The 13,956-nt window shown below is 37.2% G+C and carries 8 protein-coding genes; all 8 read left to right on the plus strand.

The window, feature by feature from the left end; all coding sequences use genetic code 11:
• Positions 1-4 precede the first annotated feature (4 nt).
• The 8 genes from mobC (at position 5) to KZP23_RS09610 (ending at position 13,844) form a co-directional block, all read left to right on the plus strand.
• Positions 5-1,996 carry a conjugal transfer protein MobC gene (gene mobC / locus KZP23_RS09575; protein ID WP_449506048.1) on the plus strand — a complete coding sequence of 664 codons (1,992 nt, stop codon included), beginning with the start codon at positions 5-7 and terminating at the stop codon, positions 1,994-1,996.
• Positions 1,993-4,839 carry a tetratricopeptide repeat protein gene (locus KZP23_RS09580; RefSeq protein WP_226336020.1) on the plus strand — a complete coding sequence of 949 codons (2,847 nt, stop codon included), beginning with the start codon at positions 1,993-1,995 and terminating at the stop codon, positions 4,837-4,839. The genes mobC and KZP23_RS09580 overlap by 4 nt, the downstream gene beginning before the upstream one ends.
• Before the next feature lie 285 nt (positions 4,840-5,124).
• Positions 5,125-6,291 (plus strand): ComEC/Rec2 family competence protein, encoded by a 1,167-nt coding sequence (locus KZP23_RS09585; RefSeq protein ID WP_226336021.1) that lies wholly within the window; start codon positions 5,125-5,127, stop codon positions 6,289-6,291.
• Positions 6,272-8,554, plus strand: coding sequence for a ThiF family adenylyltransferase (locus KZP23_RS09590; RefSeq protein ID WP_226336022.1), 2,283 nt, complete (start codon positions 6,272-6,274; stop codon positions 8,552-8,554). The genes KZP23_RS09585 and KZP23_RS09590 overlap by 20 nt, the downstream gene beginning before the upstream one ends.
• A gap of 17 nt (positions 8,555-8,571) precedes the next feature.
• Positions 8,572-9,201 (plus strand): hypothetical protein, encoded by a 630-nt coding sequence (locus KZP23_RS09595; protein WP_226336023.1) that lies wholly within the window; start codon positions 8,572-8,574, stop codon positions 9,199-9,201.
• 70 nt (positions 9,202-9,271) lie between these two features.
• Positions 9,272-10,132, plus strand: coding sequence for a ComEC/Rec2 family competence protein (locus KZP23_RS09600; protein WP_226336024.1), 861 nt, complete (start codon positions 9,272-9,274; stop codon positions 10,130-10,132).
• A gap of 162 nt (positions 10,133-10,294) precedes the next feature.
• Positions 10,295-11,647 (plus strand): ATP-binding protein, encoded by a 1,353-nt coding sequence (locus KZP23_RS09605; protein ID WP_226336025.1) that lies wholly within the window; start codon positions 10,295-10,297, stop codon positions 11,645-11,647.
• 1,204 nt (positions 11,648-12,851) lie between these two features.
• The gene (locus KZP23_RS09610) at positions 12,852-13,844 is read left to right on the plus strand and encodes a M20/M25/M40 family metallo-hydrolase (protein WP_226336026.1); all 993 of its coding nucleotides are present in this window, start codon (positions 12,852-12,854) and stop codon (positions 13,842-13,844) included.
• The last annotated feature ends 112 nt before the right edge of the window (positions 13,845-13,956 follow it).

Below are 13,956 nucleotides of genomic sequence, written 5' to 3' on the forward strand. Positions count from 1 at the left end.
AGCTATGGCAATGCATACCGGAGAGAATGAACAGGCGCTGAGGAAGATTTTGGATATGACAAGGCTGATCAGCATTACCATTTTAATCATCCACTTCTATTATTACTGTTACAGCGCATTTGAAGTATGGGGATTGAGCAGCACTTTTAGCGACCGTATATTAGGCAATATCTATAAAACAGGATTGTTCAGCAATTTTCATAAATCCAAGCTGATTGCTCTTGGTTTTTTGTGTATTTCCCTTTTGGGAGCCAAAGGGAAAAAGAATGAAAAACTGAACCACAAAACGGCCTTTGCCTACCTGATCACGGGACTGCTCATTTATTTTATCAGCTATTTGTGTATGAAGTTGAACACACCTATGCTGACGATAGCTATCCTGTATATGGCACTCACAGGAATTGGCTTTCTGCTGGTGTTGACGGGTGGCACCTTGCTTTCCCGGATCATCAGGAACAAGCTCAACAACAAGGATATTTTCAATAAAGAAAATGAGACCTTCCCCCAGGAGGAACGATTGCTGGAAAACGAGTATTCTGTCAATCTTCCTGCCCGATATCAATTAAAGGATAAGCGGAGAAACAGTTGGGTCAACATCATTAATCCGTTCCGGGCAATTATGGTATTGGGAACGCCTGGTTCGGGAAAATCCTACTTCGTTATACGTCATGTGATCACCCAACATATCCGAAAGGGATTTACCATGTTCGTGTACGACTTTAAATTTGACGACCTTTCTAAAATAGCCTATAACACTTGGCTGAAAAACAAGCATGGGTATGCGAAACCACCGGCCTTTTATGTGATCAATTTCGATGACCTGACCCGGAGCCACCAGTGCAATCCCCTGGAACCATCAGCTATGACAGACATTACCGATGCTGCCGAGAGTGCCCGTACCATTTTGATGGGGTTAAACCGGGAGTGGATCAAACGTCAGGGAGACTTCTTTGTAGAGTCCCCGATCAACTTTCTGACAGCAGTTATCTGGTATTTAAAAAAATACAAGGACGGAGAGTTTTGCACCCTCCCGCACGTCATTGAACTGATGCAGGTGGATTATGATAGCCTGTTCACCCTATTACGTACCGAAAAGGAAATTGAAGTGCTGATCAATCCTTTTGTCAATGCTTATCTGAACGATGTGATGGAACAATTGGAAGGCCAGATCGCTGCGGCAAAAGTGGCGATGGCAAGGCTTTCATCTCCACAATTATACTATGTGCTATCCGGTAACGATTTCAATCTGGACATCAACAATTCGGATGATCCCAAAATAGTGTGCGTGGGAAACAACCCGCAAAAGATACAGATCTATGGAGCCGTGTTATCGCTTTATGTAAATCGGCTGATAAAGCTGGTAAACAAAAAAGGGAAATTAAAGAGCAGCCTCATTTTTGATGAGTTTCCGACCATTTACCTGAACAATATGGACAGCCTGATCGCTACTGCCCGCAGCAATAAAGTTTCTACCTGTCTAGGTGTTCAGGATTTCAGTCAACTCCGTAAAGATTATGGACGTGAGCAGGCCGATGTTATCATGAATATTACCGGGAATATCATTAGCGGCCAGGTGACAGGTGATACGGCTAAACAGCTATCAGAGCGTTTTGGGAAAATTATGCAGGACAGGGAGAGCTATTCCATTAACAGTGGAGATACTTCGATCAGCCGATCCAAACAATTGGAAGCAGCCATACCGCCTTCAAAGATATCAGGGTTAAGTTCCGGTGAATTTGTGGGTATGGTGGCCGATAATCCCGATTGCAGGATCGACTTGAAAGCCTTCCATTGTGAGATCATCAACGATCACCAGGCTTTAAAGAAGGAAGAGCAAAACTACCAGGACATTGAAGTTGTCCGTAAGCTGGATACGAGTATGGTGCAACGGAACTACCTGCAAATCAAACAGGATATCCAGGATATTATCCAATCGGAAATGGAACGGCTATTGAATGATCCGGGGCTGAGCCATTTGATCATAAAAAAAGCTTGATAAGGAAACAGGATTCATTTAGCGATAAAAAAATCGCCAAATGTTTGACGATAAAAAAATCGTTTGTATCTTTGACGAGAATTTTATCGTTAACAAGAATGGAAGCTCAGCAAGATATATTTTTAAGGAATAATACTGGAAGCAAATCAAAGTCCGCGATTGTGGATGGATTCGTGGTAAGAACCAATGAGTTTAGTCACACGAAAGCTTTGCTAAAAGAAGCAAAGTCAATTAATGATGTCCAAAATACAATCATAATTGGCCTAAGAGGAGCAGGTAAAACAACTTTAATGCACCGCTTAAACTATGCTATATTAGACGAAGAAGCCCTCTCCAATCGCTATTTGCCAATTCTGTTTTCAGAAGAGCAGTATAATTTGTCCGATTTAACCAATTTATGGGAGGCCGTAGCAGTAGGGATTGAAGACAATTTTTATAAAGAAAACTTAGTTGCAAAAATAGATGATATAATTGAATCAAATAGGGGGCATGAGAAAGAATCCTTCGAATTCCTACAGGATTTTTTGGTTTCAAAAAATAAGATAGCTATTCTTTTTATAGAAAATGTAAACTTTTTTCTGAAGAAGCTTTCCGAGGACGAAAAAAACCGATTAAAAAAAATTCTAACATCTAACTCGCCATTCCGAGTAATCGGATCATCTACTTCTTATAACGATGGAACTATTGATTTCGGAAATACTTTTTACAAATTTTTCGAAGTTGTACAATTAGATGGCTTAACTAAAGAAGAATGTGGAAATCTATTGATTAAAATTGGGCAGCAGTATGGAGAAGAGCAGCAAATTAGAGAAGTGATCAACAATTTTCCTGGTAGAGTGGAAGCTTTAAGAAGGTTAACCGGTGGTGTGCCGAGAACCATATCATATCTTTTCCAGATTTTCCTAGACAATGAGAATGGCAAAGCTATTAAAGATCTCTACCTTCTGATAGATACTTTAACATTACTATACAAATCGGAGTTGGATCAGTTATCAACCCAGCAACAAAAGGTGATTGATGCCATAGCCAGAAAATGGGATGCAATATCAGTGAAAGAAATCGCAAGACGGACGAGATTAGAAAGCAAAAATATTTCATCAATCCTATCGTATTTAGAAAAAAACCAACAGGTTGAGAAAGTGCCGACCTCAACAAAAAATCATTTGTACCGGATTAAAGAAAGGTTTATGAATATATGGTACCTGATGAGGTTTGGAAGAAAGCATGATAAGGAAAACGTAATATGGTTGGTTCGTTTTTTTGATGCTTGGTGTGACGAGAGTGAATTAACTAAAAGGTTAAAAAAGCATATCAACAACCTTAAAGCCGGTAAGTATGATGCCATTGCAGCTATTGATATGGGGAATACTTTCTTATCATGTGAAAATGTTTCTGACTCTTTAAAGGAAGAATTGATTAAAACTACAAATTCAATACTTCCAGATAGGCTTTTGAAGAATACAAAAACAAAACAGAAAGATGCCTTGGATAAAATCAAGAAGCTTGTAAATGAAGGAAAGATAGATGAAGCCGAGAAACGTCTTGAAGAAGTAGAAGCTAGAAATATTGATTTCTACATGTTGGCTACCTCTATCTATTTGATGCTTCGAGAGCAAGATAAAGCTTTAGAATATGCAAAAGCAGCCTGGCAATTAGATAATAAAAATTCATTTGCTGCAACTTCAATGGGTTTATTGTATGAGCTTTATTTTGGGGACATAGAAAAAGCAATTCAATTTTATAAGAAAAGCTTGCAATTGCCTCAACCACATCCTTATGCTGCTAATAGACTGGGAGATATCTACAGAGATAAAGAAGATTTTACAATCGCTATAGAATATCATAAACAAGCTGCTCTAAAAAATTTTAAGCAATCTTTAAAGTCTTTGGGAGAAATCTATCTCAAGATAGGCCAACTTGAAAATGCGGAAAAGTACTTAAAAGAAGCTGTAAATGCTAAAATTGAAGGAGCTAATACTGTCTTAGCTAAAGTTTTTACAGAACAGAAGAAGAGAAAAGAGACAGAGCTCGCACTGCAAGCTGCAGTTGCATCTAATGAAGAAGACGCCAATATCAATATGGGTAGATTTTATCTGATGCAAAAAAGACCAAACTTTAAAAAAGCAGAGGAGCAATTTAAAATAGCTATCAAGAAAGGATTAATTGACGGATACGGTGAGCTTGGTAAACTTTTTATAAGAAAGAAAAATATTGAGCAAGCGATTGAAATTTTTAAGAAAGGTTTACTGAATGACGATGCTGAATCGGCGCACCATCTTGGTCATCTCTATAATATGATGGAAGACTATGAGGCTGCTGATAAAATGTTTGAAAAAGCTATAGAATTAGGCGATTCCTCAATTGTAGGATGTTGGGTAGAAGGTATCTATGATTCAAAAAGAATAGACAAAAAGCTTTTTGCAAAAAAACTATTAGAAAAGTATGGAAAAGATACTAATAACATTCAATATGATTTATTATATGCAAAAATAATCTTATGGAATGGAGATGTATCAGAGTCTATTAGAATCATTAACAATAGAACAAAGGAAATTTTTGAATCTTTTGATGAAGAAGAAAACAACAGGCATTTTCGAAAAGCACTATCTGAATTGGTGGATTATTTTCTCTTATTAATAGCAAAAAAAGAACTCAATGTGGCTTTAAATATTTTTGAAAGTACAGATAAACCTGATTTCAAAACGATGCTAAAGCCAGTATATTACTTACTGATGGATGAACTAAAGGATGAATTCCCTACAGAATATTTAAAAGCCGGTAGAGAGTTAACGGAAACAATTAATGATTTAAAAAAGGAGGTGGAATATTTGAGAAAGAGGTAATCAGACAAATCTAGGTCAAAAATATTAGGTGTGATATAAAGGTACTTAAACATATCACTCTTTGTCAAGGTTGGAGGTTTGGTGATGACAAACACCTTTGAACAACACAAAAGTAAGAAAATCTAATTTTTGTGCAAGCATTGTCATCATTTTCTTTTCTCTAACCTCGACCACATAGCAATAAACACCGGCTTTACTAATATTTCTGCTGGAACTGGTCCTTTATTAATGGGACGAGGGCGCTATTTAATTAAAAGTTAATATTAAATAAAAAGGATAAAGAAAATGGCTAATAATGCTACTATTAAATATTACCCAGTGGGTAATGGAGACGCGTCTCTAATCACATTGGAGGACAAAACTACAATTATAATTGATTGCAACATCAGGAACTGCGATAATGAGGACAACTATGATGTAAAATCCGATTTATTAAAAAGCGTTCAGTATAATGATGGTATTCCGTATGTTGATGTTTTTATACTAACACATGGTGACCAAGACCATTGCAGAGGCTTTAAAAAGCATTTCTACCAAGGAGCGCCAGAAAAATATTCGGAAGCAGACAAAAAAGAAGGGCTAATCCGTGTCGATACCATGTGGTTCTCGCCAATGATTGCAGAACAGCATTCGAATGAAGATGAAGATGCTTACCAACAAGAGGCTGAACGTAGGCTTGCCCTTCACAGGAAAGGCGATGCAAGGAAAGATAATCCAGGAAACAGAATTAAGATTATCGGATATGACGGAAGTGCTGACTACAAGGACTTAAATCACCTAAGGGCGATACCAGGAGATATTGTTACACGTTTCAGTGACCGAGATCAACCTCTGTTTTCAATTTTTATACATGCTCCATTTAAGGAACATCTTGAAGCTCTTGGTAGTGACAAAAAGAACTCTACTAGCATCGTTTTCCAAGCAAGATTCAAAAACACCTCTTATCAAGAGGGATTCTCAACCCTTGCAATGTTCGGAGGAGATTCTGACCATACCTCTTGGTGCATTATTTTAGAAAAAACCAAAAAGTATAAAAATGAGCATGCGTTGTATTGGGATCTATTTCTTTCACCTCACCATTGCTCTTGGTCGTTCTTCAATGACAGACCTCAGGAGGAAAACCCTGTTCCTAAAAAAACTTCCATGGAAGTGCTCGATTACAAAAGGAGGAACGCAAAGGTCATTGCTTCAAGCAAAAGGATAGTAAATGATGATGACAACCCTCCACATTATGAAGCAAAACATGAGTACGTTAAGAAAGTTACTGAAAGCAATTTTATTAACACTACCACTTACAAAGTGGTGAATAAAATCCCACAACCTATAGTATTTGAGGTTACGTCACAAGGTATTGTAAAACCAAAGCAATCAGAGGGCTCTGCTAAAGTGATAGGTGGTGCCGGATTAGGCGTTGTTAACTCCGCTTCGAAATATGGAAATGGAGCTATTTAGTACAAGTTTGTCGGTTTTTGCTGGTGATATAGAGAATCTTGAGCTTCAGGATTCTCTAAAATCACTGGAGGCACTTATAGTAGGCGAGGTTAAAATATTGGATTGGGGAAATGGAAGGATTGCTGTGCCCATGGAGGTTAGTGTTGACTTACCCAGCCTAGGTAATTTGGAAGGGTTAGATATCAGGGAAGTAGAACCTATTATTTTGGTTTTCGATTTGTTGAATTATCCTTTTTCCGCCCCCCAGGTTTTTACAGATCGACTTGATTTTCCCAAAAATAATCTTGCCCATTTATACATCGCTGTCAATAATCGTCCCCCAGCCTTCTGCTATGTAAGAGGTAATAATGATGAATGGTATGCGAACAAAAGAGTCGAGGATTTGGTGGTACGTATCAGTAATTGGCTGAGAGATGCCGCTGTCGGTGAACTTACAGAAGACGGGAAACAGTTTGATCCACTTAGACTAGAGGGTTATTCCGGAACGGTAATTTATGATTATGATACAATGCTTGGTGTAATTACAGGAAAGACAACATTCCTTCCTGATAAACACCTTGCTATGGCCTTATTTGATCGTCCTAAGCAAACTGAACGATGCACATACAAGCTAGTTAAGCTGCTCACCTCCGGAAATGCTTTAGAAACAATCAAAGATGTTGATGAGGAACGCAAAAAAAATCAAGAAGATATCACTCGAAGAAATTATCATTATGGCTATATAATATGGGGAAAGGAAGGAGCAATCAGTAACGATTACTATGTCAATCTTCCAAGAAATTGGAAAGAGTTTAAATCGTTCTGTGATTTTTATGGAGTTGACTACAATGAGTTGGAGAATTTCATTGCAACTTGTGATGGAAATACATTTGTTCATTTTCCTGTAATTGTTGGTATAAGAAGGCCCCGTCCACTTATAGGATATTCATCAGATATTGAGTTTATAAACTTCCGCTTTTGGGTGAATACTGATGACGTAAAAGATGGAACAATCGTCAACAACATATCTATAGATTTCTTTTCTCACAATCAACCACTCACTCGGAAACAAGCGAGCCAAATGTCTAATTGTAATATAGGTTTCGATATTAGAACTGTTGTTTTTGGATGTGGGGCTTTAGGGTCGAAGGCAGTTATGCACTTAGCAAGAGCCGGTCATACAAACTTGACACTTATAGATCCTGATCACATTTCTCCACATAATTTAGTACGCCATGCTTTATTTGGAGAAGATGAAGGTGCAAATAAAGCTGTTGCATTAGCGGAAAGAATAAAATCTATATATCCACATCAAACTAACAATGTCATTGGTTTGGCGGGTTTAAAAAAAGGCATAATAGACAAAAAGGATTTTTTTGAAATTCATAATTGGGTTTTAGATTTCACTGCATCTGAAGCTTTTTTTAATAAGCTGTCAATGGTAAGAAGCATGGATAAACGAAATGTTGCTAGTGCATCCATATCCGATTTTGGGAACTTAGGGATACTATATAAAGAAGGGGAATCCAGAAATCCACGCATTGATGATCTACAGGCTTATTTATATAGCTTGTCTGTTCACGATAAAAAAATCAGTAACTGGCTTCAAAAAGAACAGCAAATAAGTGACAACCATAATGTCACTGTTCGGGTCGGAATCGGCTGTAATTCAGAAACAACTATTCTCCCCGACGATAAAATATCTGCCCATGCCTCTTATTTTTCAGGTAATCTAAAGAGAGAAATATTAGCCCCTTCAGAGGGAGGCAAAATTTATCTAAGCCGTATTGAGGATAGTCAGGATTATAATATTGAAACACAAGTAATCTCTGTTATGCCTTTTGAAGTTTTTAAAGCTTTAAACAATCCTAGTTGGATGATTCGATTTAAAGATGGAGTTATCCAGAAAATAAATGAAGAATGTGTAATTGGCGGGGAAAATGAGACAGGAGGTGTGTTTGTTGGAATTTGTAATTATAAGACAAAAACAATTCATGTTGTAGATTCAATCAGTGCACCTATTGATAGTAAAGCAAATCCAATCCATTTTGTAAGGGGACATAAAGGCTTATCTGAAGAAATTACAAAATTTAAACATAATTCTGGAGAGCAAATTGGGTATATAGGGGAATGGCACTCTCATCCTGAAGGGCCTAATGCACTTAGCCAACAGGATATGGAAAGTGTGCATAATCATAAAACTGAGTTTATACAATTAAATCCGCCACTTCCAGTATTCTTGTCAATTATCACTCCAGATGGATTGTTCCCATTTGTGTTTTAACCCTACAATATCATTATATGGAAAAAGAAAAAAACCTTAAGGCAAAGAACACTCCACAATTATGGGTGTTCCTTTCTGCAAACATACTTTTTCTATGTGGGATGATTTTTCCCACATATTTTAAAGAGCTGACAAAAGACTTTGATATTGTTCTTATACTTAAAGTGTTGGGTGCCTCAATAGCCCCTTTATTATTATTCTTGTTGAATGGACTTATATCCAGCCACCAAAAAGCTATTCTGGTTTTTTGGAAATTTAAGCATCCGTTACCTGGTTCAGAAGCTTTTACTAAGTTAAGCAAAAATGACCATAGGATTGACCGGGACAAATTGAAAGAAATTCATGGTTCCTTACCTAAAAGCCCTAAACAGCAGAATAAGTTATGGTATAAAATCTATAAGAAAACTAGTTCTAATATTATAGTAGCGAACAGCCATAGAGACTTCTTATTGGCACGAGATTTAACTTCATTATCCGTTCTGTTTGTGATATTCCTAGGAATACCCGCTTTAATAATTGGGAGCTGGCCTATTAACCTATATTACTTTATTGGATTAATACTGCAATATTTAGTAGTAAGCATTGGTGCACAAAATAGAGGGCGGAGATTTGTTGCAAATGTTTTGGCAATAGAATCTTGTTCCTAGCAAAAAAGAATGAGCAATTTTGCTTTTAATTAATGGTAAATCGTACAAAACAAAATATTATTAAGGTACAATGGGTAGTGTAAAAATGAGAGTTTGGGATGTAAAGCACGGTAATGCCATTTATATAAGAACTCCTAATGATAAACACCTTGTATTTGATCTTGGTGTGGGAGACTACTCAGAGGGGATAGACGGAAGAAGCCCTTTGGAAACTCTGAAAACTCATTATGGGATAGATAAGATTGATTATTTGATGATAACACATCCTCATAAAGATCACATAAAGGATATTTTGAACCTTGACAAACTTGACCTGGGACCAAGAACATTGCATCGTCCTAAATTAGTTGATTTAGACAGTCTCCTTGAAGATGCAAGAGTAGCAGATAAGCCTCTTTTTCAAAAATATATTGAATTACACAATCGATTTTCTGTTCCTGCTGGTCCATCTGATACGATCACAAATCCTGAAAATTATGGAGGGGTAGATTTTAAACATTTTAGTACACCGACTTTGACTGAGAACATAAACAACCTTAGCATTATATCTATTCTTCAATACGCAGGTATAAAAGTGATTATTCCCGGAGATAATGAGTCCCAATCGCTTGAAGAATTGACGAAAAAAGATGATTTTAAGAAGGCTATAAAAGATTGCGATATACTTATAGCACCTCATCATGGTAGACAATCTGCTTATCATAATGATTTTGTTCGCCTTTCAAATCCGAGGCTTACTATTGTATCGGATGGGTCAATTTGTGATACAAGCGCTAATTCAGCGTATTCTGCCATTACTCGTGGCTGGAAAATACATTATAGAGGAAATTTAGTACTTAGAAAAATGCTAACAACGAATTCTGACGGGGAGGTTTATATTGATTTCGGAACAGGTAAAAAAAAATCATTTTTGAAAGTTGAAGTAAAGTGATATAATCAATTAGACTATCAACCTAGTCCTTGTAATATCTTTTCGACATCTGTGAGCATTTAGATCAAGAATTTTCTGATGATAGCATCCTCAACATATTTTGAGTAGGATGTAGAATCATATTATAGGTAGTTTTGTATTTAAAATAGTGGTTTATGGAGAATGGAAGAACGTGGAGAAACTCAAAACACCGAATATAAGCAATCATGGAGAGATGAATACCTGAAATGGATCTGTGGTTTTGCAAATGCAAAAGGTGGACGCATATATATTGGTGTTGATGACAATGGGAATATAAGTGGTGTAGATAATTACAAAAAGTTGATGGAAGATATTCCGAATAAATCCGTCAACCATTTAGGGCTCGTTGTTGATGTAAATGTACATGCGGTTGAAGGAAAAAATTATCTTGAAGTTATTGTCCCCGTCAGTAATGTACCAATTGCTTATCATGGAGTTTATCATTACCGGAGTGGAAATACCAAGCAAGAACTAAAAGGAATTGCTTTGCAAAATCTGCTACTCAGTAAAATGGGGAAGAAATGGGAGGACATGGCCGTCGAAGGCGCTACATTCTGTGACCTTAATGATGAAAGTATCCAGACGTTCATCATTAAGTCAATAGAGAAAGATCGTATCCCTTCTAATACCCTTAAAATCAGTAAAGAAACACTGTTCAAAAATCTTGGACTTCTTACAGAACAGGGACAGTTGACGAATGCAGCGGTTTTGTTGTTTGGTAAAAGCCTGATCAAAGTGTCGGTGATGGCCAGTTTCAAGATCGGAAGATTTGGAAAATCAAGTCATGACCTTTTGTTTCAGGATGTAGTGGAGACAAATATTTTTGATATGGCTGACAAGGTGATGGAAGTCATGAAAACAAAATACCTGGTCAGACCAATCTCTTATGAAGGACTGGAGCGTATAGAACCTTTGGAATACCCGGAAACGGCATTAAGGGAAGCCATATTGAATGCCATAATCCATAAAGACTATTCCAGCACTTACATCTTCCTTCGTATTTATGATGATCGATTGCACCTATGGAATCCGGGAACTTTACCGGAAGAGTTAACAATTGACAAGCTGAAGCAGGAACATTCTTCATACCCAAGAAATAGGAATATAGCTAATGTATTTTTCAAAGCGGGCTATATTGAATCCTGGGGACGTGGAATTAATAAGATCCTTGATGCTTGTAAAGAGGTAGGGTTGCCGGAGCCTATTATTGAGGAAGAGCAAGGCGGGATAAGCGTTACTTTTCTAAAGGATATTTATACAGAGGACTATCTTAGAAAACTAAACCTTCCTCCCAGACAGATTAATGCTTTGTTGTATGTCAGACAGCATGGCTCAATTAATAATGCTGAATACCAGCAACTTGAAAACATCTCAAAAAGGACAGCTTCCCGTGATTTACAGGAGCTGATGGACAAAGGATTCATTCAAAGAAAGGGAACTACTGGCAAAGGAACGACTTATGTTTTTCCGTCTCGAAGATCAAAGGGGTCATAAAGGGGCCAAACGGGCCATTATGGGGTCATAAATTTGCCGATTACAGATAAAGACCTCATTATCAGTTATTTTGAAAGGCCCCATTAGTGATTAAGCAGCCAGCATATCGGCCAGAAGCTTTAAATCTTCTATTAATTGGTTCGAATTCTGTACCATAGGGTTCACAAAAGCCTGGCTTTATCGTCAGGCTTTTTGTTTTTATAGCCATTTAAGGGATTTTTTCGGATCAGTCCTAAAAGTTGGGGGCAAGCAATATTTCTGGGGGTGAATAATTTCAATCTTAAATTTTGTCTATCCTTGTCAGATTAAGCGGAGTTTAAGTCACAGACCTGCCTAGACAGTCAATTGCGTAAAAGGATGAACACAGATGTATTATAGATAAATATCCGTGTTCATCTTTATCCGTCTGTGGTTAATAAATAGTGCATATCACAGCTAAAATAGACTGTTAATCCTCAGCTTTTCCGCTTGATCTAACTTTACCTCAAACTAGTACCAAAGTAATACCAAAGCTGGGGCAAAGCTGTATCAAAGCTGAGGTAAAGCTGGGGCAAAGCTGGGTTAAGCCCTCTTTTTTGTTCATAAATTCCCTTTCTGGTCCAGATTTTATAAATAAACGGCATTGAATAAATAGCGCATATCACAGCTAAAATAGACTGTTATTCCCCAGCTTTTCCCCTTGATTCAATTTTTTGGAGGGAAAGCATTGATTTTAGCTAGTCTGTAAAGAAAAATGTGGGTTAATCTGAAAAGCTCGTTAGTGGAGGGGAATTGAAGCAGGGCTATAGGATCGAGGTTAATGATTATCCATAGATAAAAAGATAAACACAGATTTATCCTGAAAAAGTCATAACATCTGTGGATCAAACTAATGTGGGGTGGTGAAAGACAAAAAAAAGTATAGCATGATCCCCAACTTTTCCGCTTTATCCCAAAGAGTTATTATTGCTTGATAGTTAAGAGATCTATTTTGGTTTAGATTATAAAAAAAATACTGCCTGTTTTTTTTGGCAAAGTTGTTGACATGCATAAAAAGTAGTTTAAAAATAATTTATGTTTATGTAAATTGTAGATGGTTAATGGCTTATGAGGTAGAGGTTTGTAAAGGAATGGTAATTCCTAACTAGTTTTGCCGTTTATGAAAAAGAACTTTTCTACATTTGCGGCAGTCAAAGCCTTGATTTAAGGTAAATCCAACATCAAAATGGTAAATAAAGTGAGTAAAATATTGCTAACCGCATTGTTGGGCATTTATTTTTTGACCTATGTTGACGTAATAGGATATGCCCAAGTTGAGAACATTAAAATTACAGAAAGTGAGATCAAAGTGCATTTGGAATTTCTTACCTCTGCTAAAAACAAGGGGAGATATCCAGGCACTAAAGGAAATAAGAGAGTTGTTAAATATATTCGTTCTGAATTTGGAAATTATGGTTTGCAGGCATTTGAGGGTGATTATCTTCAGGAGTTTGAAGCCGAATTACGAGTGAGAAAAGGTGAATCTCCCAAGTCTCCCGTAAAAACATGGAATGTAATTGGTTATGTGGAGGGGACTGACCCGATCTTGAAAGATGAATATATTGTTGTGGGAGCTCATTATGATCACTTAGGTCATGGAGGGCCTTCTTCCAAAAAGCCGGAAAGTGATGAAATCCATCCTGGAGCTGATGATAATGCCAGTGGAACGTCTGCATTATTGGAAATTGCACATAAAATGGCCGGTAATAGGTTTATGCTTAGTAGGAGTGTGATTTTTGTAGCTTTTGGAGCCGAGGAGCAAGGCTTGTTAGGGTCAAAACATTTTGTTGAGCATTTGCCAGTTCCTAAGGAAAGTGTAAAACTGATGATAAATATGGATATGGTGGGGCGTTTAAATGCGAATAAACAAGTTTATATGGGAGGAGCGGGGACTTTTCCTGGAGGTGTTGATTTAATGAAGGACCTAGGTTTGGAGCTTGGATTGAATCCTGTAGTCAATGCAGGTGAAGTAGGAGGTTCTGATCATGTGTCCTTTTACAAGGCTGGTATTTCAGCAATGGGCTTACATACGGGAGGACACCCCGAATATCATAGGCCAGAAGATACCGCAGATCTGATTAATATTGAGGGAGAAAGAGTGATTGCAGAATATGTTTACAGAACGATTGTTAAGGTAGCTCAGGGTAATTATCATTTGGAATTTATCAATCAGGATTAATTAATGGGATTGTTTAAAATAAATGTACTGAAAGCCTGAATGAATTTTCGTTTAGGCTTTTTGTTTTTTTACCGGTTTTGAAGTTTGTTGATTGGGTTTAAGTGATTGATTA

This window comes from Echinicola marina, assembly GCF_020463795.1.
GTDB classification, from domain to species: Bacteria; Bacteroidota; Bacteroidia; order Cytophagales; family Cyclobacteriaceae; genus Echinicola; species Echinicola marina.